Annotated in this window: 24 protein-coding genes and 1 pseudogene; 20 read left to right on the top strand and 5 right to left on the bottom strand. The window is 48.7% G+C overall.

Annotation, left to right across the window (positions count from 1 at the left end):
* Nucleotides 1–463, top strand: a pseudogene (locus AC5JLB_RS06110) (NAD(P)H-quinone oxidoreductase subunit 4); the annotation flags it as partial.
* Nucleotides 464–561: 98 nt separating this feature from the next.
* A complete protein-coding gene (locus AC5JLB_RS06105) occupies nucleotides 562–1,065 on the top strand; it encodes a phage integrase N-terminal SAM-like domain-containing protein (RefSeq protein WP_495872958.1) in 504 nt (167 codons plus the stop codon).
* On the opposite strand, the gene AC5JLB_RS06100 is transcribed toward AC5JLB_RS06105, so the two are convergent.
* Nucleotides 1,062–1,364, bottom strand: coding sequence for a hypothetical protein (locus AC5JLB_RS06100; RefSeq protein ID WP_495872957.1), 303 nt, complete (start codon nucleotides 1,362–1,364; stop codon nucleotides 1,062–1,064). The two genes, AC5JLB_RS06105 and AC5JLB_RS06100, sit on opposite strands and share 4 nt — an antisense overlap.
* On the opposite strand from AC5JLB_RS06100, the gene AC5JLB_RS06095 reads away from it, so the two are divergent.
* From AC5JLB_RS06095 to gltD, 4 genes are all read left to right on the top strand, one after another.
* On the top strand, nucleotides 1,353–1,445 hold the full coding sequence (locus AC5JLB_RS06095) for a hypothetical protein (protein ID WP_495872956.1): 93 nt from the start codon (nucleotides 1,353–1,355) through the stop codon (nucleotides 1,443–1,445). The two genes, AC5JLB_RS06100 and AC5JLB_RS06095, sit on opposite strands and share 12 nt — an antisense overlap.
* Nucleotides 1,446–1,934: 489 nt before the next feature.
* Entirely contained in the window at nucleotides 1,935–2,162 is a 228-nt protein-coding gene (locus AC5JLB_RS06090) for a hypothetical protein (protein WP_495872955.1), read from the top strand.
* A gap of 562 nt (nucleotides 2,163–2,724) precedes the next feature.
* The gene (gene gltB / locus AC5JLB_RS06085) at nucleotides 2,725–7,323 is read left to right on the top strand and encodes a glutamate synthase large subunit (protein WP_495872954.1); all 4,599 of its coding nucleotides are present in this window, start codon (nucleotides 2,725–2,727) and stop codon (nucleotides 7,321–7,323) included.
* Nucleotides 7,324–7,465: 142 nt separating this feature from the next.
* Entirely contained in the window at nucleotides 7,466–8,950 is a 1,485-nt protein-coding gene (gltD, locus tag AC5JLB_RS06080; RefSeq protein ID WP_495872953.1) for a glutamate synthase small subunit, read from the top strand.
* 221 nt (nucleotides 8,951–9,171) lie between these two features.
* Here gltD and AC5JLB_RS06075 read toward each other — a convergent pair whose 3' ends face one another.
* The gene (locus AC5JLB_RS06075) at nucleotides 9,172–9,513 is read right to left on the bottom strand and encodes a 2Fe-2S iron-sulfur cluster-binding protein (RefSeq protein WP_495872952.1); all 342 of its coding nucleotides are present in this window, start codon (nucleotides 9,511–9,513) and stop codon (nucleotides 9,172–9,174) included.
* Nucleotides 9,514–9,820: 307 nt separating this feature from the next.
* Between AC5JLB_RS06075 and AC5JLB_RS06070 the strand changes: the two genes are divergently transcribed.
* From AC5JLB_RS06070 to AC5JLB_RS06055, 4 genes are all read left to right on the top strand, one after another.
* A complete protein-coding gene (locus AC5JLB_RS06070) occupies nucleotides 9,821–10,258 on the top strand; it encodes a Fur family transcriptional regulator (protein ID WP_495692786.1) in 438 nt (145 codons plus the stop codon).
* A gap of 403 nt (nucleotides 10,259–10,661) precedes the next feature.
* Nucleotides 10,662–12,704: a hypothetical protein gene (locus AC5JLB_RS06065; protein WP_495872951.1), complete on the top strand. Its 2,043-nt coding sequence runs from the start codon at nucleotides 10,662–10,664 to the stop codon at nucleotides 12,702–12,704.
* Nucleotides 12,705–12,786: 82 nt separating this feature from the next.
* Complete coding sequence (locus AC5JLB_RS06060; RefSeq protein WP_495872950.1) at nucleotides 12,787–14,595, top strand: DUF3685 domain-containing protein; 1,809 nt, start codon at nucleotides 12,787–12,789, stop codon at nucleotides 14,593–14,595.
* Nucleotides 14,596–14,835: 240 nt separating this feature from the next.
* Nucleotides 14,836–15,651 carry an SPFH domain-containing protein gene (locus tag AC5JLB_RS06055; protein WP_495872949.1) on the top strand — a complete coding sequence of 272 codons (816 nt, stop codon included), beginning with the start codon at nucleotides 14,836–14,838 and terminating at the stop codon, nucleotides 15,649–15,651.
* Here the strand turns inward: AC5JLB_RS06055 and AC5JLB_RS06050 are convergent.
* On the bottom strand, nucleotides 15,644–15,829 hold the full coding sequence (locus tag AC5JLB_RS06050; RefSeq protein ID WP_495872948.1) for a hypothetical protein: 186 nt from the start codon (nucleotides 15,827–15,829) through the stop codon (nucleotides 15,644–15,646). The two genes, AC5JLB_RS06055 and AC5JLB_RS06050, sit on opposite strands and share 8 nt — an antisense overlap.
* 315 nt (nucleotides 15,830–16,144) lie before the next feature.
* On the opposite strand from AC5JLB_RS06050, the gene AC5JLB_RS06045 reads away from it, so the two are divergent.
* The 5 genes from AC5JLB_RS06045 to AC5JLB_RS06025 all read left to right on the top strand — a co-directional run bounded on the left by AC5JLB_RS06045 (nucleotide 16,145) and on the right by AC5JLB_RS06025 (nucleotide 19,397).
* The gene (locus AC5JLB_RS06045; protein ID WP_495872947.1) at nucleotides 16,145–16,366 is read left to right on the top strand and encodes a hypothetical protein; all 222 of its coding nucleotides are present in this window, start codon (nucleotides 16,145–16,147) and stop codon (nucleotides 16,364–16,366) included.
* A gap of 302 nt (nucleotides 16,367–16,668) precedes the next feature.
* Nucleotides 16,669–17,289: a hypothetical protein gene (locus tag AC5JLB_RS06040; protein WP_495872946.1), complete on the top strand. Its 621-nt coding sequence runs from the start codon at nucleotides 16,669–16,671 to the stop codon at nucleotides 17,287–17,289.
* Between the two features lie 105 nt (nucleotides 17,290–17,394).
* Nucleotides 17,395–17,724: a hypothetical protein gene (locus AC5JLB_RS06035; RefSeq protein ID WP_495872945.1), complete on the top strand. Its 330-nt coding sequence runs from the start codon at nucleotides 17,395–17,397 to the stop codon at nucleotides 17,722–17,724.
* A 482-nt stretch (nucleotides 17,725–18,206) separates the two neighbouring features.
* Nucleotides 18,207–18,755, top strand: a complete 549-nt coding sequence (locus tag AC5JLB_RS06030; RefSeq protein WP_495872944.1) for a GNAT family N-acetyltransferase — start codon at nucleotides 18,207–18,209, stop codon at nucleotides 18,753–18,755.
* A gap of 186 nt (nucleotides 18,756–18,941) precedes the next feature.
* Nucleotides 18,942–19,397, top strand: a complete 456-nt coding sequence (locus tag AC5JLB_RS06025; protein WP_495872943.1) for a GFA family protein — start codon at nucleotides 18,942–18,944, stop codon at nucleotides 19,395–19,397.
* Between the two features lie 257 nt (nucleotides 19,398–19,654).
* Here the strand turns inward: AC5JLB_RS06025 and AC5JLB_RS06020 are convergent, their stop codons facing one another.
* Entirely contained in the window at nucleotides 19,655–20,818 is a 1,164-nt protein-coding gene (locus tag AC5JLB_RS06020; RefSeq protein ID WP_495872942.1) for an acyl-CoA dehydrogenase family protein, read from the bottom strand.
* Nucleotides 20,819–20,925: 107 nt separating this feature from the next.
* On the opposite strand from AC5JLB_RS06020, the gene AC5JLB_RS06015 reads away from it, so the two are divergent.
* The 4 genes from AC5JLB_RS06015 to AC5JLB_RS06000 all read left to right on the top strand — a co-directional run bounded on the left by AC5JLB_RS06015 (nucleotide 20,926) and on the right by AC5JLB_RS06000 (nucleotide 23,366).
* The gene (locus AC5JLB_RS06015) at nucleotides 20,926–21,693 is read left to right on the top strand and encodes a winged helix-turn-helix transcriptional regulator (RefSeq protein WP_495872941.1); all 768 of its coding nucleotides are present in this window, start codon (nucleotides 20,926–20,928) and stop codon (nucleotides 21,691–21,693) included.
* Nucleotides 21,694–21,879: 186 nt separating this feature from the next.
* Nucleotides 21,880–22,407, top strand: a complete 528-nt coding sequence (locus AC5JLB_RS06010) for a GNAT family N-acetyltransferase (RefSeq protein WP_495872940.1) — start codon at nucleotides 21,880–21,882, stop codon at nucleotides 22,405–22,407.
* A gap of 201 nt (nucleotides 22,408–22,608) precedes the next feature.
* On the top strand, nucleotides 22,609–23,025 hold the full coding sequence (locus AC5JLB_RS06005; protein ID WP_495872939.1) for a GNAT family N-acetyltransferase: 417 nt from the start codon (nucleotides 22,609–22,611) through the stop codon (nucleotides 23,023–23,025).
* Nucleotides 23,026–23,213: 188 nt separating this feature from the next.
* Nucleotides 23,214–23,366 (top strand): hypothetical protein, encoded by a 153-nt coding sequence (locus tag AC5JLB_RS06000; RefSeq protein WP_495872938.1) that lies wholly within the window; start codon nucleotides 23,214–23,216, stop codon nucleotides 23,364–23,366.
* Between the two features lie 19 nt (nucleotides 23,367–23,385).
* Here the strand turns inward: AC5JLB_RS06000 and AC5JLB_RS05995 are convergent, their stop codons facing one another.
* A complete protein-coding gene (locus AC5JLB_RS05995) occupies nucleotides 23,386–24,066 on the bottom strand; it encodes an exopolysaccharide biosynthesis protein (protein WP_495872937.1) in 681 nt (226 codons plus the stop codon).
* 345 nt (nucleotides 24,067–24,411) lie between these two features.
* Between AC5JLB_RS05995 and AC5JLB_RS05990 the strand changes: the two genes are divergently transcribed.
* Nucleotides 24,412–25,419, top strand: coding sequence for a DUF6745 domain-containing protein (locus AC5JLB_RS05990; protein ID WP_495872936.1), 1,008 nt, complete (start codon nucleotides 24,412–24,414; stop codon nucleotides 25,417–25,419).
* The last annotated feature ends 34 nt before the right edge of the window (nucleotides 25,420–25,453 follow it).

The raw sequence follows: 25,453 nt of genomic DNA, 5'->3' as shown, positions 1-25,453 counted from the left end.
CTTTCGCTTGGTGACCATTTTCCTGGCGGCAGTGGGGTTGATTCTGACGCCGATCTATCTGCTGTCGATGGTGCGGCAGGTGTTTCATGGAGCCAGCGCTGATCAAATGTGTGACCTGGTGCCTACCTGTGACCTGAATGATCTAGATTTGAAGGCCCAGGGCAACCAAGAGGCGAACTGTTTTGGCACGGACTGTGTTTTGCCAGAGGAGGCAGAGTTTAAGGATGCCAATTCCCGGGAGATTTTTATTGCGGTTTGTTTTCTGGGGCTGATTATTGCGATCGGGTGTTATCCCAAGGTGGCGACCCAGATGTATGACGTGAAAACGATGGCGGTCAATGCCCAGGTGCGGGCGGCCTATCATGAGGCCTTTCCAGAGGCGTTGCAGCTCTCGGCGCAGGGGCGATGGAGCCCTGCGATCTCAGCGGCTCAATCTGCGGATGTCTGGGGTGTTGCCAAATAATCGATGCCCGTCAATCACGCTAGCCAGGGTCAGCTCATGCCTAACGTTGCCCATCACCCGCCGCAAAGTAATCTCCCTACCGCACCGAAGAAACCTACGTGCAGTGGATTAGGCGCTACATCCTGTTTCATGACAAGCGACATCCCAATCAAATGGGACGAGTCGAGATTGAGGCATTTCTGACTCATCTAGCTGTGCAGGAGCAGGTTGCCGCTTCTACGCAAAATCAGGCACTCGATGCGCTGTTGTTTTTGTACCGAGAGGTGTTGAACTTGGAGGTGTCTGACGTGAATGCGATTCGGGCAAAACGTACCCAGTATCTTCCCACTGTCTTGACCCAGGCAGAGGCACGGCAGGTTATTCAAAACATCTGCGGCGTTCAGCAATTGGTAGTGAAGTTGCTCTACGGTTGTGGGCTGCGGTTGTGCGAAGGGTTGCGCTTGCGGGTCAAGGATGTCGATTTTGCTCAACATCAGATTCTGGTGCGAGATGGTAAAGGCAGTAAGAGTCGCATCACGATGCTGCCAACTAGCGTGACAGATGAACTACGTGACCATCTGGTGCGTGTCAAGCGTCAACATCAGCACATCAGCAGGACTTAGGGCGAGGCTTTGGAGTCGTGCCGTTGCCCTATGCACTCGATCGCAAGTACCCGAATGCAAATCGAGACTGGGTGTGGCAGTTTGTCTTCCCCTCCAGTCAGATCGCCAAAGAGCCGCATGGTGACTTGATGTGTCGCCATAATCTGCATGAAAGCGGTGTCCGAAAAGCGGTGAAGCAGGCAGTGAGATCTGCCGAGGTTCCGAAGCGGGTAGGCTGTCATACTTTTTGCCACAGCTTTGCAACTCATCTGTTGTAGAGCGGGTATGACATCCGCACCATTCAAGAGTTGTTGGGACATAAGGATGTGAAAACGACAATGATTTATACACATGTCCTGAATCGAGGCGGGCAAAGGGTCAGAAGCCCGCTTGATCTTTGACCCTCTATACAGTTGCCCAAAGTCTCTCAAAAATCAAAACCTGAGCACACTTTTGACACCGCAAAGCCAACGTTCACCACAGTTTGAACAGCTTCAACCTCCCAAAAATTCGCTCGTTGATAGGTTGTGAGAAATTTGATGCCGCGCTGTTCAGAGGAGTCGACGCAATCGCGATCGCACCATTCCGGGTGTGCTTTGATTGCTGCACTCAATTTCCGATGCGACCCCTTGCGAGTAACTCGAAGAGATCGCCTTGTGTTGTAAGGATCTCAACTTGTAATGGTTTCAACTCAAGTAGGGCAGCGATCGCTCTGCTTTGCACGGCGCTGATTGTCGCTTAATTGTGATCCATTCTGGCTGATTCTTAACTATTGTAAAGAACCTACACAATCTGTAAACTTACTAGAGCGACCACTTTAATTGTGGAGATGATGAGGGGAGTGAAATAATCCCTTCATCTATCGCTTTAGAGCTTTACAGAGAGAAAATATGATGAACCTTTCTCCTCAAATGGTCTATGACAATCTTGAGAGTTTAGAACTTGAGGGTTTAGAGCAAGTCGATGTGACCCGGAGTGCCTTTTATCGGGAACTAGCTCAAGCGGTGTTAGCGAGTTCAGAGATTAGCTTGTCTTGGCGAGAAGCGATCGCAGACCGACTGAATCAGGCAAATCATCGCTTAGCGACACGGACGGTTAATAGTAATGACAATTACTGAAAACCGGCGAACAACAGTTTATAGGTAGTAATTTAATAGTAATCTGTGGCGTTGAATAGCAACTGGCAATTGCATCAGCGCCACTTGATTGCAGACCTAAAATGCTTTGATCTTAGTGTTAAGAAAATATCTTAATGCTAGGAAAAGCATTATTTTTTCGCTCAAATTTATGTCTTAAATTATCTATGCCTTGAATCACAAATCTGGTTCGTGAAGCAATGCCGTGTGGGTTTACTGTGGCTCCATCTTTTAGAGGATAGAGTTGTAAACCTGTTGATCAGCCTCGATCCCGTGCTGTTAAGACACGATGAATTGCATCTTAACTAGAGCAATGCGATCGTCTAACCATACGTCCAACCACAGGTCTTCAATACCAGGCTCTTAAGCTCTAAAGGAACAAAATGAAACGCTACAGTTGAGATATGACAATTTCCTTAAGACTTGGACAAGGGAGCCGTTCTCGTTAGAGAATGGCTTGACTAACCGAAATGACGAGCATCCCGATCTTCTAAGCAATTTCTTCTCTGCAACGTTCAGACCACCTTTTTTCCATCAACACACAATGAATAGAAACGGATTACCGCCGAAACAGGGGCTATACGATCCACAGTTTGAGCATGATGCGTGCGGTGTTGGATTCATCGTGCATCGATCGGGGAAGAAGTCGCACTCGATTGTAGAGCAGGCGCTGACGATTCTCCTCAACATTGATCACCGAGGCGCGTGCGGGGCTGAAACGAATACCGGTGATGGAGCAGGCATTTTGCTGCAAGTGCCTCACACCTTTCTCAAAAAGGTCGCGGCGGCTGAAAACATTGCGTTGCCAGAGATCGGGCAGTACGGAGTCGGCATGATTTATGCGTCTCCTGATCCGGTTCAGCGTGAAGAGAGCCGACGCGTGTTTGAAGCGATCGTAGCTGAAGAAGGACAGCAAGTTCTTGGTTGGCGGGATGTTCCGACGGATCACTCGATGTTGGGCGACACGGCGAAGTCGAGTGAACCGTTTATGCAGCAGGTGTTCATTGCGCGATCGCTGGATTTGGCAGATGATTTGGCGTTTGAGCGCAAACTCTATGTGATTCGCAAGCAATCGCACCGGGCGATTCGAGAGCCGCAGATCGACCCCTACTGGTATCCGTCGAGTCTGTCGTGCCGCACGATTGTTTACAAAGGAATGCTGATGCCCGTGCAGGTGGGACAGTACTATCCTGATTTGTCCGATCTCGATATGGAGAGTGCTCTGGCACTCGTGCATTCGCGTTTTAGTACCAACACTTTTCCCAGTTGGGAGCGATCGCATCCCTATCGATACATTGCCCACAACGGTGAAATCAATACGATGCGGGGCAACATCAACTGGATGCACGCCCGACAATCGCTGTTTCAATCTGAGTTGTTCGGCGATGACATCGAGAAAATTCAGCCCGTCATTAACATTGACGGCAGCGACTCGACAATTTTTGATAACGCGTTAGAACTGCTAGTTTTGGCAGGGCGATCGCTGCCTCACGCCATGATGATGATGGTTCCAGAGCCGTGGACAGCGCACGAGTCGATGAGCGACGAGAAGAAGGCATTTTACGAATATCACTCGTGTCTCATGGAGCCGTGGGATGGTCCTGCCTCGATCGCGTTTACCGATGGAACCCAGATTGGAGCCATTCTCGATCGCAATGGATTGCGTCCGTCACGCTATTACGTGACTAAAGATGATCTTGTCATCATGGCATCGGAAGCGGGCGTGCTGCCGATTGAGCCAGAACGGATCGAATCGAAGGGTCGCTTGCAGCCAGGACGAATTTTTCTCGTCGATACGGCAGAAGGTCGGATCATCACCGACGACGAGATCAAAACGCGGATTGCCACCGAGCAGCCTTATCGCGAGTGGATTAACCAGCACATGGTTGAACTCGCTCAACTCAAGGATGCGCCTCCAAACGATATATCCGCGCCTGATCCTACGCCTGTGATTCAGCGTCAAACTGCGTTTGGCTATACCTTTGAGGATTTGCGAATTCTGCTGGCTCCCATGGCGCGAGACGGCGTTGAAGCGGTGGGTTCGATGGGCGCAGATACGCCGCTCGCTGTGCTTTCAGATCGTCCCAAACTGCTGTACGACTACTTCCAGCAGTTGTTTGCTCAAGTCACCAATCCGCCGATCGATTCGATTCGAGAAGAAATTATTACTTCAGCCGAAACCACGATTGGATCTGAGCGAAACTTACTGAAGCCAGAACCCGAAAGCTGCCACCTGATCGAGTTGAAAACGCCGATCTTGAGCAACCAGGAATTAGCGAAACTCAAGCATCTGTCGGAGAACGGGTTTGAGTCGATTACCATGCCGATTGTGTTCAATCCAAACGACGGAGTGACGGGGCTAGAAGCCGCGATCGCGTCGCTCTGTGCTCAAGCCGATGACGCGATCGCGAGCGGAAAGAACATTATTGTGCTGAGCGATCGGGAGATTAGCCGCGATCGTGCTCCGATTCCTGCTCTCCTTGCCGTTTCTAGCTTGCATCATCACTTGATCCGGGCGGGTACCCGGACGCGCGTTGGACTAGTCCTCGAATCGGGCGAACCCCGCGAAGTTCATCACTTTGCGACGCTGATCGGCTATGGCTGCGGCGCGATCAATCCCTACCTTGCCTTTGAAACGATCGACGATATGATTCGTCAACGCTTGATCGTCAATCTGGATTACGAAACGGCGTGCAAAAACTACGTGAAAGCCGCCACAAAAGGAGTGGTTAAAGTTGCGTCAAAGATCGGCATTTCGACACTGCAAAGTTATCGTGGTGCCCAAATTTTTGAAGCCATTGGGTTAAATCGCTCTGTAGTCGATCAGTACTTCAGTCGAACGGCCTCTCGAATTGAAGGCGTTGATCTGAGTGTGATTGCTGAAGAAGTCATTCTGCGTCATCGTCATGCGTTCCCCGATCGCGACGTCAACGGTCACACCTTAGATGTCGGCGGCGAGTATCAATGGCGCAAAGACGGGGAAGCCCATCTCTTTAGTCCAGAAACAATCCATACGCTGCAAAAAGCCGTCCGTTCTGGCAGCTACGATTTGTATAAGAAATACGCAGCGCTCGTTAACGAACAAAACCAAAAGCATTTTACGCTGCGGGGCTTGCTAGAGTTCAAGCTAACCCAATCGGCGATTCCGATTGAAGAAGTTGAACCGATTGAAGCGATTATGAAACGCTTTAAAACGGGTGCAATGAGCTACGGTTCGATTTCGCAAGAAGCTCACGAAGCACTAGCGATCGCGATGAATCGGGTCGGCGGCAAATCGAACACGGGTGAAGGCGGCGAAGATCCCGACCGTTACACCTGGACGAACGATCGCGGCGACTCGAAAAATAGCGCCATCAAACAGGTTGCCTCTGGTCGCTTTGGCGTCACCAGTTTGTATTTGTCGCAAGCGCGAGAAATACAGATCAAAATGGCGCAAGGCGCAAAGCCCGGAGAAGGCGGACAGCTTCCGGGTAAAAAGGTTTATCCGTGGATTGCTAAAGTTCGTCACTCAACCCCTGGTGTCGGGCTAATTTCGCCGCCGCCGCACCACGATATCTACTCGATCGAAGACCTAGCGGAATTGATTCACGACTTGAAAAACGCGAATCGAGACGCACGAATTAGCGTCAAGCTTGTGTCGGAAGTGGGCGTCGGAACGATCGCAGCAGGCGTTTCTAAAGCTCATGCTGATGTGGTGTTAATTTCGGGTTTTGATGGCGGCACAGGCGCATCACCCCAAACCTCGATCAAGCACGCAGGTTTACCGTGGGAGTTGGGACTGGCTGAAACTCATCAGACCTTGGTGTTGAATAACTTGCGATCGCGCATCGTTGTCGAAACCGACGGGCAGATGAAAACCGCTCGTGACGTGGTGATCGCTGCCTTACTCGGCGCTGAAGAGTTTGGGTTTGCCACTGCACCGCTCGTGACCCTCGGCTGCATTATGATGCGCGTGTGTCATCTCAACACTTGTCCTGCCGGAGTGGCAACTCAAGATCCCCAGTTGCGAAAGAGTTTTACAGGCGATCCAGAACACACGGCGAATTTCATGAGATTTATTGCTCAAGAAGTTCGTGAACTGATGGCAGAACTTGGATTCCGAACCCTTGATGAAATGGTGGGGCGCACCGATGTGCTGGAGGCAAAAGCTGCGATCGCGCACTGGAAAGCGAAAGGTCTTGATCTTTCCAACATTCTCTACCAGCCCGAAGCGGGGGCAGAAGTGGGTCGTTACTGTCAGATCGCTCAAGATCATGGGCTAGAAAAATCGCTTGACATGACCGTGTTACTCGATTTGTGCAAACCTGCGATCGAGAACGGCAATGCTGTAAGCGCCACTGTCCCGATCAGAAACGTAAATCGCGCTGTCGGAACCATTCTCGGTAACGAAATCACAAAACGCCACTGGGAGGGACTGCCCGAAGATACTGTGCAGCTTCATTTCCAAGGGAGCGCAGGTCAAAGCTTTGGGGCATTTGTGCCTAGCGGAGTCACGCTTGAGTTAGAGGGCGATGCCAATGACTATTTTGGCAAAGGGTTAAGCGGCGGCAAAATCATACTCTATCCACCTAAAAATTCAACTTTTGTTGCCTCCGAAAACATCATTGTCGGTAATGTTGCTCTTTACGGTGCAACATCGGGTGAAGTTTATATTTCTGGCATTGCAGGAGAGCGATTCTGCGTTCGGAACTCTGGTGTCAATACTGTTGTTGAAGCGGTTGGCGATCATGGGTGCGAATACATGACCGGAGGCAAGGTGGTTGTATTGGGCGAAACCGGACGCAATTTTGCTGCCGGAATGAGCGGCGGATGCGCCTACATTCTTGATGAGAAGGGCGACTTTGCAACGCGATGCAATACCCAGATGGTTGGACTCGAACCCCTCGAAGATGCGGAGGATATCGACACCCTCCAGCAATTGATTCAAAATCACGCCAAGTACACGGGAAGCCAAAAGGCCAAAGATGTGCTTGCCAACTGGGATGCGCTGCTACCGAAGTTTATCAAGGTGATGCCTAGAGACTACAAGCGCGTGCTAGAAGCCTTGCAAAAAGCGCTGGCAGACGGTCTGAGTGGTGATGAAGCTCTGAGTGCCGCATTTGAAGCGAATGTTCGCGACGTTGCCCGAATTGGAGGCAGCTAGAAAAAAGAGATGAAAGGCAGGAGAACACAGTAGAGGCTTCATTAAAGCCTTTCATCTCTTGATTTCTTGTCTTTTTCATTCCTGATCCCTTATCCCCTACCCTCAACACAACCGTTCTACTTTTTCAAAAACTAAATCAATCATGGGAAAACCAACTGGCTTTATCGAATACCTGCGTGAACTGCCCTCCGAATTGCCTCCTCGCGATCGCGTCCGCAATTGGGACGAATTTCATCTGCCGATGCCAGAGGAAAAACTCCGCAATCAGGGCGCACGCTGCATGGACTGCGGTACGCCATTTTGCCACACGGGAAGCTTAATTAGCGGCATGGCAAGCGGCTGTCCGATCAACAATTTAATTCCAGAATGGAACGATCTGGTCTATCGCGGACTCTGGCGAGAAGCCCTCGATCGTTTGCACAAAACAAACAATTTTCCAGAATTTACGGGTCGCGTCTGTCCTGCGCCGTGTGAAGGATCGTGTGTGTTGGGCATCAACAATCCGCCTGTAACGATCAAAAATATTGAACACGCGATCATCGATAAAGGCTGGGAGGAAGGCTGGATTGTTCCTGAGCCGCCAACCAAGCGCACTGGAAAAAAGGTGGCGGTGATTGGTTCTGGCCCAGCGGGTCTTGCGGCGGCGGCTCAACTGAACAAAGCAGGGCATTGGGTCACGGTTTACGAACGCGCCGATCGTCCGGGAGGACTGCTGATGTATGGCATTCCTAACATGAAGCTGGATAAGGAAGACGCTGTTCTGCGCCGCATCAAACTCCTCGAAGACGAAGGCATCACGTTTGTCTGCAACACCGAGGTGGGCAAAGATTTACCAACCGAGAAACTGCTGAGCGATTTCGATTCTGTCGTACTCGCGATCGGAGCAACTAAACCCCGTGATTTGCCTATCGAAGGACGTCATTTGACGGGAATTCACTTCGCCATGGATTTTCTGACCGCAAATACACAATCGGTATTGGACAAAAGCCCCCACAAGGACTTTATCTCTGCTGAAGGTAAAGATGTTGTGATCATTGGCGGTGGTGATACGGGAACTGATTGCGTAGGCACCTCGATTCGTCACGGCTGTAAGAGCTTAGTTCAGCTCGAAATTTTGCCAAAACCGCCGTCCGAGCGATCGCCCGATAATCCTTGGCCCGAATGGCCTAAAGTTTACCGTCTCGATTATGGACAAGAAGAAGCGGCTGCCACCTTTGGGGATGATCCGCGTGGATATCTCACCACGGCAACCCACTTTGAAGGCGATGAACACAGTCATGTGAAAGCTGTGCATACGGTGCAGGTGAAATGGGAGAAAAATGACAAAGGGCAGTTTATTCCCCAGCCGATTCCGGAAACCGAACAGGTGTTGCCTGCCCAACTCGTGCTGCTAGCGATGGGATTTTTAGGGCCAGAGCAACCTTTGGTTGAGACAATGGGACTTGATCGCGATGCTCGTAGCAACGTCAAAGCGGAACACGAGCAATACATAACCAGTATTCCGGGTGTGTTTGCGGCAGGAGATTGTCGTCGTGGTCAGAGCTTGGTCGTATGGGCAATCAATGAAGGGCGTGGCGTGGCGCGGGAGTGCGATCGCTACCTTATGGGCAGCACCGATTTACCCTAATCCGATGTAAAAATTCAACGTAAAAGTGCCAAGATCTCCAATTTTTTGAAGAAATCGGAGATCTTGATAGGCCGTTTTTTGGGTCTACGGACTTATTAACTTAGCGATAGTTGATCTAACATCCGAACTGCCCTCACCCTATCCCTCTCCTTCGGGAGAGGGAACAAGAGTTTGGCTCCCTTCTCCATGTGGGAGAAGGGTTGGGGATGAGGGCAACAGACTCAAGACGCCTGCTCCCCAGCATTCTTGTAATACAACGACGAGTGATAAAGCACTTGTTCTTGATGAGTCAACAGTGTGCAGTCAGCGCGTGGATAGGCAATGCACGGAAGCACATATCCCGCTTCTAGTTCTTGAGGGCGCAAAAACGACTGCTCAGACTGGTCAACTTCTCCCTCAACCAGTTTTGCCACGCACACCGAACAGTCTCCCTGCTGACATCCCGACGGCAGACGAATGCCCATTGCATCTGCCAAATCGAGAATATATTCATCTTCTGGAACTGAGATCGTTTGATCTAACTTGATGTCAGGGTTGATTAACCGAACCTGATATACCGCCATTCTTCATCACATATCCACGCCTAATCTTTAGAGTACGAGAATCAGAGTCGCGAAAATCGGTAAACATTTTCAATCTTATAAATGTTTAAGTCCAAAGCAAACTTGTAGCGAGTTTGTTTTAGCATGTGCTAGAACTAAAGCAGATGAGCCACATCCTTCTGAAGATCGCATTAATAAATAATGTTTGAACTTAAAAATGTTTGGACTTAAATTGTCGATTCTTTCATCACAAAAAATGGTTAAGCTCTAACATCATGCTTGAAGGATCGCTTGTTGTTATTAAACCCGTGAGCATCGCTGTCACCTGATGAATACTCAGACTCCCGACTCCAAACCTATTCGTTCCCTAGAAGACGCCCTAGAGCGGTGTCAGAACTTGGGAATGCGCCTGAGCCGCCAACGGAAATTTATTCTCGAACTGCTGTGGCAAGATCAAGAGCATCTTTCGGCCCGAGAAATCTACGATCGCTTAAATCGGCAAGGGAAAGAAATTGGGCACACCTCGGTTTATCAGAACCTGGAAGCGCTTTCAGAGCAGGGGATCATTGAGTGCATCGAGCGATCGGACGGTCGATTGTATGGCAATGTCAGCGACGCGCACAGCCACGTCAACTGCATGGATACTCAGCAAATTCTAGACATTCACATCGAGTTACCCGAAGAGTTACTCCGGCAGGTGGAAGCTCAAACAGGGGTGCGAATCACTGAGTATCACATCGATTTCTTTGGGTATCGCAACACCTAGTTCGCTCTTCTGACGGTGAAGCATCATTAAGTTGATGATTAAGTTAGGCGACCCTTTCGCATCTTTGGGAAAGGGTCGTTTTTTGGTGTACGTTTTTTGGTGTAATTGAGCGACCAACGACTTTTTTTGCGATCGCTGCCCCAGTTTTTGAAATTCGTGGTTCAATAGCGTCAAGCCCTCAGTCCTTCAAAGTGCTAGACGTTATTTGCTTGCTTGTCTTAGCGATTTATTCTACGATCGCTCACCGTTAATATCTCCCGGAATGCCTCGTTCTAATTGAGGATAATGAGTAATCAACGCAGACCGAGCTTAGTGGCGGCAAAATTGACCGCACCATAAGCTAAGAGTTGAACGTGTTTTGTATCTGTGCGGCTATTTCGCTTCGTAATGTTTCCCGCGATTCATGGCTAGAAAAACTTCTCCCCGCCCTTGGCTTCCTTTTCAGAAGCCTAATGACACAGAGCATCATCCTGATCATTCTGCCCCTAGTTCGTCTCTCATGGATGATGATGCGGAAACACCACCCGCGCCACCCCAGAAACGCACAGCTACTGTGGGTCGGGCTGTGTCTGCGCGCTCTAAAAGAGTGCTGACGCAGCTTCGTCCGTGGGCAGCAGAGTGGAAGTGGCCACTGATCTGTCTTGCGATCTTGACAAGCATTGGTGTAACCGGGGTCGGTGCCTTTATCTGGCTCTCGAAAGCGCCTCCTGCGGTAGACTGCAAGCAGATTTCTGATTGGTCGGTCGATTCAGAGCGGCTGTTTTGTGCCCAAGAATCGGCAGCAAGCGGTAAGCCCGAAGATCTGATTAGCGCGATCGCGCTGGTCAAAGGCTGGACAACTGAGAATCCGCTCTATGGTCAAGCGCAAATGTTGCTGCAAGATTGGTCGAATGCGCTGCTGATTGTGGCCCGCGATCGCGTTGCTCAGCGAGATGTGAAGGGCGGTATTGCTCTGGCGAAGCAGATTCCATCGACTAGCCTTAGCTACAAAGACGCTCAAGCCTCGATCGTGCGGTGGCAAGAAGAATTTAACAAAGGACAAGTTCTATTTACTAAAATTCAGACCGACCTTAAGAAACAAGACTGGAATCAAGCTTCACAACATTTAGCCCAACTGAGCTTAAATACTGATCCCGGCTGGCAAGATCGCATAACCGAGATTCGACAGCAAATTAACACCGAAAAGCTAGCCGCAAAACTGTTCAAGGACGCTCAAGCGTTTGCAGCAGCCAATCCGCCAGCGCTGCTAGGACAAGCGATCGCGTTGACTGATCCCATCGATCGCAAGACGTTTGTGTGGGGCAGAGCGAAAGCTGAAGTGGTGAAATGGCGAAATACGATTTTCTCTCTGGCACTAGCTGAGCTAGACAAATCGAATATTTCAAGCGCTAGTACCTTGATCAACTCGATTCCAAAGAGCGTTCAGTTGACTTCTGCGAACGTAGACTTTGTGCGGCTGATTCGCGGCCAAGAAGTCGATACCAACAAAGACTTCTCTTCCCCTTCGTTAGACAAAGCTGCGCCCGTGCTGCTGGCCATTCAACTCGTTCGACAGATCGACAGTAAGAGTCCGTTCTACAGTCGCGCTAAAACCTTGCTGCCTCGTCTAGAAGGGCAGCTTCAAGATACCCTGTCTCTGAACTGGTCGGGTGCGTTGGCGAATCTTCAGCAAGTGCCCACACTAAAAATGGCCGTCGATCAGGCAAAGTTGATTAAACCCAACCGTCCGGGTCGGATCTATGCTCAAACGCTGCTGGCTCAATGGCAAAAAGAATTGGAGTCGATGGAAGACCGTCCGGTGCTGAAGCAAGCGCGACAGATCGCAAAAGCGGGCAAGGTAGAGCCGTTGCGATCGGCAATCGCACTGGCGAGCGTGATCAAGCCCAAACGCGCTTTGCGTCAGGAAGCTCAGACCGATATTGCCCAGTGGACGTATCAGATTCAGGTGATTGAAGATACGCCGATTATTACGAATGCCAAAGCGATCGCGGGAGCAGGCAGATTGGGAGAAGCGATCGATGTAGCGTCGCAAATTCGTCCGGGTCGAGCCTTGTATGGAGAGGCTCAAAATCTGATTTCGGGCTGGGTGTACGAGATTCGACTGGCGGAAGACCGTTCGACGATCGCTCAAGCGAATCGACTGGCGAATATCGGATCGCTGACGCGCGCGATCGACCTTGCTTCGACGATTTATGCTGGAAGACCGCTTTATGGCGAGGCACGAAGTTCGATTTCGCAGTGGGCAGCTCAACGCGCCGAGATCTGGCGACAGCGTGAGCGGGACTACACGCCTCCAGCTTCAGATTCTGCCTCGGATTCTTACGATTCGTCGGAGTCATCGTCAGACTATTCGAGAGATGATTCGAGAGATTCAGATCCTGAGCCGTCTAAGCGGTCTGATGATTCCACGCCGTCTTCTAGCGATGATGCACCGCCGCCGCCTTAGTTCACGGAAGGTTAATTCACTGAAGGAATGAGAAGATTATCATTGGCTTATCATTCCTGAACACCGTTTCTTCATGAACACTGTGCCGATAACAATTCGAGTGATGGTGATTGACCCCGATCCGGTGTTTCGGGCAGGGCTGATCAACGGCTTGAGTCGATTTACAGACATACAGGTCGTGGTTGAGGCGGCAAATTCTGCGATCGGTCTTGCGAATCTTCAGCGGCTCGAATGGCGAGGACCCAGCGAGTCTTCAGACTTCGTGCTGCGTACCTCATCGGAGGTTAGCCGAACCGATCCTTCGGAGCTTGGCGGAGCCAATCGCGACCCGATTGACCTGATTGTGGTGGGAGCCAGTTTAGAAACCTGTCAATCTCTCAAGGCTCAGCATCCCCAAGTGCCGCTGCTCCTGATTGAGCGTCTGTCTGATGCGGAAGTGTTGAGCGCGTTTCAGATGGGGATCGAAGGCTACTGTCCTAAGGGAAGCGAGATCGCAGAGTTTGAAATTGCCATTCGAGATGTGGCGGCAGGTCAGCGCTACTGGCGTCCAGAGCGTTTAGAACAGTTAGCGATCGCGGCGGCGCAAATAGAACAGCCTGGACTGTTGGCGGTGATTCGCCAGCATTGGCGAGCGTCGAGTCTGAGGCAGATTGATGCTGCTTTAAGTCAAATCAATATTCAACTGCAAAATCCTCGGCTGCCGGCATTAGATCAGGTTTTTCTAGCGGGACGCCGCCGGGAGCTAAAAGCGGCTCGATGGATTGCAGAACGGTTATTTGCGACGGGTCGACCCATTCCATCCTCAGGAGTGCCGCTTCCAATGGATCAACTCCCGGCGTCCATTCCATCCCTGTCTATCCCTCCAAGGAATCTAAGTAGAGACATCAATAGAGACATAAGTTCGGTGGAAGTTGTAGAACCGTCTCCATCGGTAGCGGCCTTTAGCACTTCGCGCAATTCTTTTGGAGTTGCGTTCGATCAAATTGCAACTAAATTGCAATCTAGTCTAGAAAACTTGACCGATCTTCCTATAGAAATTGACATTCTGAAGCAGGAGAAGAAACGGGAGTTATTTTTTATTATTCTGCGCCAGTTAGAAGCTGTGCTAGATGAATTACGATTTTCTCAAGTTCAAATCACTCAATTAGATGAGAAGCGTTCTGCTGTATTACAAGATTTATGGCAAGCGGTAGTGATGAATTTTTTTGGTCGTTACTATACCTTGACGCTGAAGAATCGCGATATTGAAGTCGTTCCTGCGATTCTTCAAGAGGCCGAAACGGTGCGGACTGAAATTTTAGATCGAATTCCGTTAGTTCAGGAGGTCTTCAGTCATCTCTTGTTCCAAACGCCATTGATGATCGAGCAGGTCGCCTATCAGCCGGAAACTCCTGAAGCCATCAATCGAACGATTGACATTCTAGAAAACTTGATTATTCAAGTTGCTAACGCGGTGATTCAACCGTTGTTAAATCGATTTTCTAATCTAGAGGCAATTAAGCGAGGATTCTACGATCGCCGCTTGCTTTCGACGCGTGAAATTGAGCGATTTCGGAATGACTTATCGTGGCGATATCGCGTCGAGCGCTATGTCGCTGAGCCGAAAGCAATTTTTGAAAGTCGCTACCGACTTTGGATCTTTTCTGACTACGGAATTGAGCGTCTCGTAATTTATTCTCCTCGTAACGATGAGTTAGAAACACTTTCTGGAGTGCAACTCGCCCTTACGTTGGCACTAGAAACACGAGATGCGATCGCGCCTAGAGTAAGAGCCGCGATCGCGTTTCTTGGAAGTGGAATTGTCTATGTCCTAACTGAGGTAATTGGTCGGGGAATCGGCTTAGTGGGACGCGGAATTCTCAAAGGAATTGGGAAATCCGTCCGAGGATAAGCGAAAAAGTGCAAGGTCAGAGTTCTGATTGACAAAGAAGCAGTCATAATAGAGCTACTTGAAAACTAGGCGGCGAAAACCTCTTGATGCCTGATTCAACGGGTCTAAAGATGATTCAATGTTTAACTTTTCTTGCCTTTTAGTCTATGAGTAAGTCTAGAGTTTAACCGCAGCGATTAGACTCATTCAATGTCTATTTTAAGTTCATTACGTTAATGCGGGTCGAATAGGAGCATTGATATGCTGGAACTAGCTGGTGCATTCATCTTAATTGTCGTTGGCTATCTGCTAGGCGCGGTCAAGATCATCGAGCAAGGAGATACCGCGATCGTGCAGCGGCTAGGAAGGGCAAAGCGCGTGCTAGAACCTGGACTGAACATCGTTATTCCGTTTCTGGATACTGTTCTAGTTGAAACGCTGCGAGAACAGCTTTTAGAAATTGATCCACAGAATGCGATTACAAGCGATAGTGTGCCAATAAGAGTCGATACTGTGGTGTTTTGGCAGATTCGAGATATTCAACTGGCCTATTACGCCGTTGAAGATTTAGAAGAATCGCTGCGGCAGTTGGTGTTTACTAGTCTTCGGAATGAGATTGGTCAGCTTACCCTGGAGGATGTTGTTTCAAAACGCAACGTCATTAACCAGGCGCTCTCAGAAGAATTAGATAAGGCAACCAAAAACTGGGGTGTGAAGGTGATTCGGGTAGAGGTGCAAGATATTATTCTGTCCGATACGATTCGGGATTCGCTAGAGAGACAGCAGGCCGCTGAGAGCGACAAAAAAGCGACGCTGGCAAGAACCTCGGCTACCGTGGAGTCAATTAAGCAACTTGCAAAGGCATTACAAGGGCAAGCCAATTCTGAGGAAGTGTTGCGCTATCTGCTTGCTAGAGATTTTGTCAACGCTAATTTAGAGCTTGGAAAGAGCGATAATTCTAAGATTTTGTTTATGAATCCGGGTGCAATCAACGAGGCACTCACGGATCTGCTACACCAAGATCACCATGCAGATGGCACGACACAGAGTGGTTTTGGAGATACAAACATTAATTAAGAGCGATCGACTGCGCTGCGATCTCAAGTGCGGTTGCAGGACTTGGAAATTTACGACTAGCGAATAAAGAGAGCAGATGATGAGGCGTTGGCGCACCAACTGTTAGATCGATCGCGTCAGCTGGTGGGTTGATCGCGTCAACTCGTCGATCAATCGCGTCAACCGGTGGATTGATCACGTCAACTCTGTGATTGATCCTCATTCAAAAATTAACCTTGATTGGCTTGACGGCAGCTTGCTAAATCCTCTACGCTCACAAATTAAGTTGTCTCATCCATTGCTGTGAAGCGGAGACAACGGTTGTCCAAAAATCTAGCGTCGTCCAAAGCTGTTGGAGCAGCAATGAACGACTAACCGCCCAACGCTGAACAGACCAGCGCGGGGGCTAACGAGGGATCATAGCATCTCACTAGCCACCCCTGCTTTTCGCTGCGGTTCGGGGGTGGCTAGATTTTTGGGCTTTCTTCTCATCCAACACTAGGAGAAACCCAAAATGAATTACAGTTCGCAAGGTTTGTTGCCAGGATTAGAAAACGAATCCGTGAATGGCGATCGATTACGATTGTTAGCGATTGGAACACGGGAAGGAGTAACCGAAACGATCCACACGTTGCATGTGTTGGGATATGCAGAAGCGGGGGCATGGAGTCCGGTGTTGCCTGTGCCCAACTCGACTGAGGTGATGAGCATCTTGACGAGGCAGCGATCTATCTAGAAGAGGAGGGAGGAGCGATCTCTGTCTGTCTAATCGCTCAGTTTGGGGTGTTATGCAGCTCTCGGTCTGTCGATCGTTCCGATTCGGGATGTTATACAAATTTCAGTCTGCCTAAGATCCTATTCTGGGGTGTTATGCAGACTGAGATCTGTATAACATGCTGATATGGAGTGTTATACGGCTCGTGATCTATCTAAGAGCCCAATTCAGGGGAGATAGACAGAATAGGAAGGGCTAGATCTATCTAAATAATAGTTAGACAGCACCAAGCAATTAGCTTACAAAATAAATTTGGAGAAAAGATGGAAGTCCCATCCTGTTTCCACGGAAAATATAGTGACGTTAAAAAGGTTATTTCAAAGGTTGCCACTAAAATAACGAAGAACGTGCCTATTCAAGAGGCGGTAGACCAGTTTCCTTTGATTGAGTTGAAAGACAGCAACTATCTAATTGTCATAGATGGTCCAAATCCGCTGCTTGGTGGTCAAGAGTACTTCAATATGTTTACGTTGCCGAGATTGCTGTTTCAGAGGGTGGGACCTAATTGGCCGGAATTATCTCGATATTTTAATGAGTTGGTTACTATCCCATGGGGACACATGGCTATCTCATGTACGCAACATGTATATAGGTTTTATGCTAGTGAAGCACACAGAAAGAAATATTTGTATCAGTTTTTACGATATGTCGAACAGTACGACGAGATCAACGATAGGTTTGAATGCGTCTTACGTCCTTTTGATGGTGTTAAAAGACCGATATATGATCATCCGCAATTCATTGGAAAATATGTGTTGGGGAATTTGGATTATTTCAAAGAAATTCATCAAGGAAAAAACATTAATAAAATTTTGAGAGATCATGATTTTCTTGGTTTAATCAGAAAATATGAAATTGATGCGTATGTATCAAACACTGTCTAACAATCCCGTTGCACACAGACCGCTGAGAGTTTCTTCGTTAAGTTTGAGAGGTTATCTGCGGCGGGTGAACGGGGTCGTTATGCAACAAAATTCACTTTTATAGAGATGACACGACTTCAAGATGAGATTAGCCGAACGCTACTTCCCGGTATGAGTATGCCAAGAGCGCTCGAACTTCTATTTGGGTGGATCGAAAGCAATGGACTCTTCATTGATACTGACGAAGGACAGCGAATTGGTTTCTTGTCTCCGCAAGATGAGTTGGAGTCGAAGTGGACGGACACAGAACGACCCGGAGGAACAATCATCGAGTTCTTTGCTAAAGGCAACATCAACCTAAAAGACTGGTTCGGGCATGACACCCCGGAAGTGATGGTCGAGTGTGTGTCTTTGCGAAAATTGGTGCTGATGGGTCGAGGGCAGCTTTTTGGTTAGATTCTGAGGGGAAGCAGAAAATTGTACATCTCGGATCAGGGTCAGGGTCTACACTGGTCTGTGTGTTAGCTGATAATCCTGTTGATTTCTTGAGATTATTAGCTATCGGATACGATGAAATCTGTTGGAACCAGGAGTTCTCAAGCCCACCTAATGCTAACTTTGTTGATGGAGCCTGCTTTGTGCATCCAAATGTGAAGTATCAACAATGGGTAAGGGATACTTTTTCTGTTAACATTCCAACCACTGCTAGTGAGATTGTAAGATACCCATCAGAAATAGAGAATTTAGAATCGAATGATCCTTTTTTTCAGTGGGTTAAGCAGAATGTTCGATGATACTAGATGAACAGAATATTGCATAACAATCCCAATGCACGCCGACCGGATAAAGGTGAGCTGTTGTTTTTTCAAGTCCATTTGCGGCGGGTGAGTTTAGTCATTAGGCGTTGCTACACTTCTTCTGTGAACGAAAGGTAAATCATGATGGAATCTCCACAGGGCACCAGTCTAGTTGGTGTGCGCCTGCTTACCCCTGCTGATGCTGAGGCATATCATTCTGTGCGCTTGCAGGCGCTTCATGAACAGCCACCCGCGTTCGGCTCGGTTCCAGAAGTCGAGCCAAACCTCTCCGAGACTGCTGCGAGACTTGCGGAAAGTGATGAGTGTTGCTTCTTCGGAGCGTTTCAAGATGAGCAACTCATCGGCATCATTCGACTTTCTCGTTATTCAGCACCCAATGAGAAGCATCGTGCTTACATTGCGGGTCTCTATGTCCTTCCCCAGTTTCGTTGCCGTGGTTATGGACGAGTGCTTGTTAGCGAAGCGTTGAGTCGAGCAGCGAACATCTCGGGCATCAGGAGAGTAAACCTAACTGTTGTGACTCAACAAGAAGTAGCAATCCGCCTTTATCAGTCGTTCGGTTTCCACATTTACGGTACCGAGCCAGAGACCTTTTCGAGAGATGGACAATTCTACGACGAGCACCTGATGACCTTGGAACTCAACTCTGGCAATGACCGCAACGCCTAACAATTGTGTTGGAGCGGATTTACTCAAGTCCTTGCATTGCGAACTTTTTTGGTGACCGCTCAACACAAACGTTAGATGAAAATTGATACGGTGCGTTAGTGTCTACTTTCAAGTCATTGCAAACATAGGGATATTGCTCCAGGTTGTTAATATAAAGAGTATTGCCGTCACGCCAAGGAGTGACAGATGACCGACAGTGATCCTTACACGACTGGCAAATGTAGATGCGGTCAGGTTCAATTTGAAGTTAATTCAGAACCTCTGATGACTATGGTGTGTCACTGCACAGGGTGCCAGCGTATGACAGCCAGTGCCTTTAGTTTGAGCACACTTCACCCAAGCAGTGGATTCAAGGTAACGTTGGGTGAACCTGTCATCGGCGGGCTACACGGTGCAACGCGTCATTATTTCTGTGCAAACTGCATGAGTTGGCTATTCACACGCCCAGAAGGGATGGATGACTTTGTTAACGTCCGAGCGACTCTGATGGACGATGCCCAATCGTTTAGTCCATTTATCGAGACCTATACAGACGAAAAGCTGCCTTGGGTCACGACGCCCGCCGTCCATAGCTTTAACAAATTTTTATCACCGGAGCATTTTCCAGCGTTGCTCTCCGAGTTTGCAAAACGATCTAAATAGACGGGCTGCACAATGTCGTTTTCCCAAGCAGTAACGACATTCACAGCAAAAACTGGGAGTGCCCGCATTTAAGCGATCGCAGCCATTGCATTTGGGCCGTAGAGTTTTCATCTAACCCCTGGTTGGAGCGGACTAATAACGTTGGTCAGGTTTGTGCCAAAAGTGACTGGCAACTGCTCAACCAGAACGTTGGCCTATAACTTTTCAGCAGGCGTGGCTTAAAAGTTGATGATGGAAGAGCAGTTAAAGGCACTACCTTACAAAGAAGACATATCCCACCCAAGTGCCAGTTGACCCGATAACTTGCGTTGACCCTCCTCCCGCAGAGGGTGATAGCGGGCCCCCTGCACATCCCGGAACAACTTCTCTAGCCCCAGCTTGCGGTAGAACGCACCTCCTCCAGCAATTTCCATTGCCAGATCAGCGACATTCAGCACGGCTTTAGCAACGAGTGTCCGCCCTGTCATGATTTGATTCGTTGTCTCAAAACTAGGTTGACTCACTGTGGCCGTTGAAATCATGTGCTGAAGTGCTAACTTTGCAGCCATTAATTCATTGTCTAAGCCTCCCACGCTGTAACAAAGGTGTTCATCCGAGCGGTGCTTCATTGCTAGTTGAATTGCGCGATCGCGTGCCGCTTCTGCAACCCCAACATAAACCGAATAAACCAACGGGATTGCCACCATCGAGATGAGATGGAAAATAAAATGCCACTTGCCTTGTTCTCGTCGCAGAGCAACGGCTGCATCCGGGACAAAAACATCCGAGAGCACCACATCATGAGAACCGGTTCCCCGCATTCCCATAGCTTGCCAAGTAGGTTCGATCGCCACACCCTGGGCAGTCATAGGAACGGGGAAGTGCAAGACTGTAGGCCCGGCTTGTGGATCTTCATAAACCGCACTCGTCATCAGTAAGTTTGCGATCGGCGCACCACTGGCAAATCGTTTACGAGCGGTGATCACAAATCCACCCTCTACTTTGATCGCGGTGCCAGCGCTCTCTAGCCAATCCGAGCCGCCACTGCTAAGCAAGATCAGTTGCTCGCTTGCCACTCGTCGGAGTAATCCATCTACGGGAGCATTCTGATTATGCCAGCGCCAAGTCGGAACCATCACCTGATGCGTATGCATCGAGAACGCTAGCGCCGTGGAACTGGAGTAGCGTCCTAGAATTTGCAGGACAGCGCAAAGATCGCTGTAGCTAGCTCCGCCACCACCGAGTTCGATCGGCACGCCCGCTGCCGCCAGTCCAGCCGCTTTCAACCGAGCAATATTATCTGCAACAAACAAATCACTCTCATCAGCTTCAGTTTCTCTTGCGGCAAATTGGCTTCCCAGGGATTCTGCCAGGGACAACCAATCGATTTCTGCTGGTTGAATAGTTGGTGCTGTCTGTTGTTCTAACATCTGTTCTAACATCAAACTGTCTCCTTTAAATCTTGTGATGCTCCCATTCTGATGTGCCAGATCAGGTGTTACAAGTTCAATATCTGAACCTGATTTTTGACCTTTTTATCAGATGGATTATGAGAAAGGGATATGGGCAATTCTGTCCGGTGGCAAAGGCTGCTGAAGTGATTGGCGATCGCTGGAGCCTGCTGATACTGCGAGAAATGCTGTATGGCAATCGCTACTTCAACGACATTAGTCGAGGAGTTCCGTTAATGTCGCGCGCGCTCTTGGTGCAACGCCTCAAAGAACTTGAGAAGTTGGGAGTTGTCGTTAGCCATGAAAAAGAGACAGGCCAGGGGTACGAGTACGTCCTCACACCCGCAGGGGAAGCCTTGCGGCCCATCATTGAAGCGATGGGAGTTTGGGCACAACAATGGGGTAGCGAACAAATTGCTCTAGAGGATTTGGATGATGCTTTACTGATGTGGGGCATGAGGCGACGCATCAATCTTGAAGCACTACCTTCCCAAAAAGTAGTGCTTCAGTTTGACTTTCGAGGACTCGCTAAAGGGCGTCATACTCAGCGCAGTTGGTGGTTGGTGCTTGAAGCGGGTGCAGTAGATGTGTGCCAAAAAAATCCAGGCTTTGAGGTCGATCTTTTAATATCAGCCGATCTCGGTGTGTTCACCCATGTTTGGATGGGATACACCCCGTTGAATCTTGCTCTCAAGCAAGGCACTGTTTGTTTTGAAGGCGATCGCAGTTTAGTGCGTCAAGTTTCAACCTGGCTATATCTCAATGGTGAGTGGCGTTATGGTATGGGACTCGATCGCTCTGCGGCGCAGCTAATGCAGGCTAATAAGCGCGTTGCCGCGGAATATAGTGAAGTTTCTGGTGCTTAGTGCAATGTTACTTACATCCGCTGAACACGAACGTTGGGCTGCTTTGAGATATTTGTGGAGAATGCGATCGAGACTGGTAGGCAGTGGCTTAACACGATTGCCTTTAGTTAGCAGAGCCTGACGGATCTAAGCGATTGAGTAAGATAAAGAGGCTCAATTAGAAGGAATAACCTTTGCAAACTGTTCATGAAAATTCTTGAATCAGGTTACGCAGTCCGCTCTGCTCGTGTTGAAGAATTATCCCTGCTATCTCACATTGAACAGTCATCTGCTAGTCTGTTTCTCGATACGCCCTATTCCTTTTTGGTTAACGCTGAGCCACTGCCACTAGACTTCGTATGGCAAAGATTTGAATCAGGACAGGTATGGGTTGCCGTTGATCCACATGATGCAGTGGTTGGATATGCTGTTACTCGTGAGGTGAATGGCACAATCTATCTGCAACAAATAGATGTTGTTCCTGAACACGGGCGAAGAGGAATTGGATCTGCATTGGTTGATGAAGTCTGTTCTTGGGCAAAACTTCGTGGTTATCGAGTGGTATCGTTATCCACCTTCCGAGACATCCCCTGGAACGCTCCTTTCTACTCAAAATTAGGGTTTCGCATTCTTGACGAATCCGAAGTAACGACTAGTTTTCAACAGATTAGACTTCAAGAGAGTGAAGCCGGACTACCAATATCTGAGCGAGTCATTATGTACTGTGAGTTATAGCCGTCCAACAATGTTGCGGCACCGGAATCTATCTAGGTTCTCATCGAGATACAGAACTTGTCTGCATCCGGTGAGCTTCACTGTTAGGCAGCACAGAAACAAAAGAGATGGAGGTATCTCGTGCCGCAATCGACAAGACCGTTCATACCGTTCGATTTCCAGGTTCCGAAGACTCTAGAGACTTCGGAATTCAGGCTTCGCATGCTCACAATCCACGATGTCATCAAAGACTATGAGGCGGTCATGACCAGTGCGGCTCACCTCAGACAACTGCGCCCAAGTGAGAAGTGGCCTGAGGGGCTAACTTTAGAGCAGAACCTTATCGAGCTTGGCTGGCATCAACACGAGTTTCAACGTCGGACTTCCTTTGCTTACACCGTAGTGACGCCTTCGGAAGACAGGGTACTTGGCTGCGTCTACATTAACCCCACGCTAAAGCGTGACTACGATGCCGATGTTCACCTGTGGGCGCGGGAGTCTGAACTTCAGGGCGGCCTCGAACAGAGGCTGCTCGCAGCCGTGAAAGACTGGGTTGCTAACGAGTGGCCTTTCAAGAACGTATTATATCCAGGACGAGATATTACCTGGGAGCAGTACCAAGCACTCCCCGAACGGTAGCGAGAGAATGTTGAATGAACGGGCAAGCCTTGAAGCATAGCAAGGACTGGCTGAGGCTGATGCTTAACAAGCACGTTGCAACGGCGGAATTAAAACCTTGATGTTGAGCTTCAAAATGTTTACCACCGATGAACTGGGTCGTTATGCAGTAGATCTACTGGGGATAATTCGATCAGACAGCTCAATCCGTGATCAAGAAACATGGCAAGCTAGACATTCTGATCAATAACACAAGCATTACCCCTGAGTATCCCCAAGGCGTTCTCAGCTTTGAGCAACTGTCCTTGGCGTTGCTCATCCAGATTTCTCAAACCAACATAAGCGTTTCCTTAGCAACTTAGTGGAATAATTCCACTAGATTTAACGCCCTAAAGCACCTTTAATCATATCGAGTAGGCTGCTGCCACCAAAGGCGATCGCTAGCAAAATTGAAGATGACAGGATAAAACCACAGACACATAGAGCTAATCCACCGAGGCTAATTGCTCCGTCATCATCCAGTAAGCCAAAGCCTGTGACGAAGATCCCCATTGCCGGGAGTGTATTAGTGCCGGGGATCGGAATCATCATCGAAATTGACATTAGGGCGATCGCTAAGCCAATGACAGTGCGGCCGGGGAGACTGGTGCAAACCTGAGTCAAGCGTGGGCGAGAAATGGACTCAATACGTTGCAGCCAAGGCAAGCCCACTTTTAGTACCTGGCGAACTTTATTCACTTCAAACCCGTGATTCCGCCAACCGTTTGGAAACCAAGGTTCATCCCGCCCGATGAGCAACTGTCCAGCTAACAGCAACATGGCAATTCCAAAGGGAACCGAATAGCCCGGAGCCGGGATGGGTAAGGCGGACGGAAACGACAGCAGCACAAACAGAAAACCGAAGGTTCGTTCCCCTGCAAGATCGAGGAGGTCGCCGAGCGTGACTTTGACGCGATCGCTTGGGAGATTTGAGGGGGTGGCAGTCAGTTCGCTAGCTTCGGGTTGCTGCCAACGATCGTTTTCAAAGAAAAATTTCTTGAGTTCGCTGGAGAGGGTAGCCATAGATGGTTTGGGGCAAAGGATGAGGTGTGATGACAAAAAGCCTTTACAGGCTATACAAATTTACAAGGTTTGGACAGGAACTGACCTGTTAAGGTGTGATATCTCTTGCAAACCTTAAATTTGCAAAGATTTTGATGACAAGGATTTTAATGACGAGATTTCGTTGATCACTCCTTGACGAGGACAGTACGGTATAAAAGTGGTTGGTTGAGATCGAAAGATCACTAGCAGCGGGTGAAGCGGGTTGTTAGCCTGCAAAGCGTTTGGGAAGTCTAATCGCAGGCTTTGTAACTTTGAGATCCCTGAAATTGCAATTATTTCAGCTTTGACAACAGGTATGCAGATATGATTACCGAAATGACATCAGAGCAGGAGGCCTTAATTCCTTCCTATCGTGAAAAGTGGCGTAATATTGCCCTTTCCATAGAACGGATTGATCAAGAGACTGCATCTGAAATTATCCAAAGAGCCTATGCTCTGATCGGCAAACAACCACCTAGAATCATATTTTGCGATAGCCCATATGACTACAGATTGAAGGTTTCAGAGTTTCTCCGCACGTCTGAGCCACCTGATTTTGCTCAAGCAATGGGTAAAGCAAATGACATACTTAGTGGACTATTCGAGCAACTTGGTCAGTTGAGCGTTATAGCTGAAGAGACTTTAAATACAGCAGTAGAGCAAAACGATACCCTGTCACCTTCACTTGAGCAGCACATCGGAGAGAAGTTTCAACAGCATTTTTCTGGCGTGCTGGATAACGAAGGGTTAGAACGTGGGCTTGACTCCTTTAAAGAACAATTAAAACAAGAGTTTCCTCAATTTCAGCCACCTGATGAGCTTGGAGAAGGACTGAATACAGAAATAGAGCAAAACAACGATTTATTCTTCTGGCTGCAAGAGCAAGTTTCACCAGATTTACAAAAGCGTGTTTTTAAGCAGTTTGGAAACTTAGAGGATTTCTGCCGTTGTCAAATTCACAATCCAGTGTATAGAGAGCTTTCTGCATTGCCCAACATCAATGCACTTTGGTCAGTTATTCATAACTGTGTTGCTCCTGATGCTTCAGCAGGTAACTATTCTTGGTTTGATTTCTACATTTCTGTACTTGGGTGCGAATGTCATTTAGAAAAGTGGCAAGCTTCGTTAGATCTTCTACAAAGCTGTGGCTATGTTTATCCCTTCGAGCATATTTGCTTTATTTGTGATCGCCCAACCAGAATTTCCCTTGATGAAGAAGGGCGACTTCATGCAGAAGGGGAGCCCGCAATAATGTTCACGGATGGTTTTAGCGTCCATGCCTATAGAGGAATACCACTTCGAGACAGGTATATAATCCAAGTTGCGGGTTAAGTTGAGAGAACAGAAGAAAACAACCGCAAGCCAC

The sequence above is a fragment of the Myxacorys chilensis genome (genome assembly GCF_059505265.1).
Note: the sequence above shows the minus strand (reverse complement) of the source record. Positions and strands in the feature narration are given on the sequence as shown.

What these genes read in the sequence shown, in the direction of transcription:
- AC5JLB_RS06100 (WP_495872957.1), bottom strand. Translation starts at nt 1,364, where the DNA reads ATGTCCCAACAACTCTTGAATGGTGCGGATGTCATACCCGCTCTACAA.
- AC5JLB_RS06090 (WP_495872955.1), top strand. Translation starts at nt 1,935, where the DNA reads ATGATGAACCTTTCTCCTCAAATGGTCTATGACAATCTTGAGAGTTTA.
- gltB (WP_495872954.1), top strand. Translation starts at nt 2,725, where the DNA reads ATGAATAGAAACGGATTACCGCCGAAACAGGGGCTATACGATCCACAG.
- gltD (WP_495872953.1), top strand. Translation starts at nt 7,466, where the DNA reads ATGGGAAAACCAACTGGCTTTATCGAATACCTGCGTGAACTGCCCTCC.
- AC5JLB_RS06075 (WP_495872952.1), bottom strand. Translation starts at nt 9,513, where the DNA reads ATGGCGGTATATCAGGTTCGGTTAATCAACCCTGACATCAAGTTAGAT.
- AC5JLB_RS06070 (WP_495692786.1), top strand. Translation starts at nt 9,821, where the DNA reads ATGAATACTCAGACTCCCGACTCCAAACCTATTCGTTCCCTAGAAGAC.
- AC5JLB_RS06065 (WP_495872951.1), top strand. Translation starts at nt 10,662, where the DNA reads ATGGCTAGAAAAACTTCTCCCCGCCCTTGGCTTCCTTTTCAGAAGCCT.
- AC5JLB_RS06055 (WP_495872949.1), top strand. Translation starts at nt 14,836, where the DNA reads ATGCTGGAACTAGCTGGTGCATTCATCTTAATTGTCGTTGGCTATCTG.
- AC5JLB_RS06045 (WP_495872947.1), top strand. Translation starts at nt 16,145, where the DNA reads ATGAATTACAGTTCGCAAGGTTTGTTGCCAGGATTAGAAAACGAATCC.
- AC5JLB_RS06040 (WP_495872946.1), top strand. Translation starts at nt 16,669, where the DNA reads ATGGAAGTCCCATCCTGTTTCCACGGAAAATATAGTGACGTTAAAAAG.
- AC5JLB_RS06035 (WP_495872945.1), top strand. Translation starts at nt 17,395, where the DNA reads ATGACACGACTTCAAGATGAGATTAGCCGAACGCTACTTCCCGGTATG.
- AC5JLB_RS06030 (WP_495872944.1), top strand. Translation starts at nt 18,207, where the DNA reads ATGATGGAATCTCCACAGGGCACCAGTCTAGTTGGTGTGCGCCTGCTT.
- AC5JLB_RS06025 (WP_495872943.1), top strand. Translation starts at nt 18,942, where the DNA reads ATGACCGACAGTGATCCTTACACGACTGGCAAATGTAGATGCGGTCAG.
- AC5JLB_RS06020 (WP_495872942.1), bottom strand. Translation starts at nt 20,818, where the DNA reads ATGTTAGAACAGATGTTAGAACAACAGACAGCACCAACTATTCAACCA.
- AC5JLB_RS06015 (WP_495872941.1), top strand. Translation starts at nt 20,926, where the DNA reads ATGAGAAAGGGATATGGGCAATTCTGTCCGGTGGCAAAGGCTGCTGAA.
- AC5JLB_RS06010 (WP_495872940.1), top strand. Translation starts at nt 21,880, where the DNA reads ATGAAAATTCTTGAATCAGGTTACGCAGTCCGCTCTGCTCGTGTTGAA.
- AC5JLB_RS06005 (WP_495872939.1), top strand. Translation starts at nt 22,609, where the DNA reads ATGCTCACAATCCACGATGTCATCAAAGACTATGAGGCGGTCATGACC.
- AC5JLB_RS05995 (WP_495872937.1), bottom strand. Translation starts at nt 24,066, where the DNA reads ATGGCTACCCTCTCCAGCGAACTCAAGAAATTTTTCTTTGAAAACGAT.
- AC5JLB_RS05990 (WP_495872936.1), top strand. Translation starts at nt 24,412, where the DNA reads ATGATTACCGAAATGACATCAGAGCAGGAGGCCTTAATTCCTTCCTAT.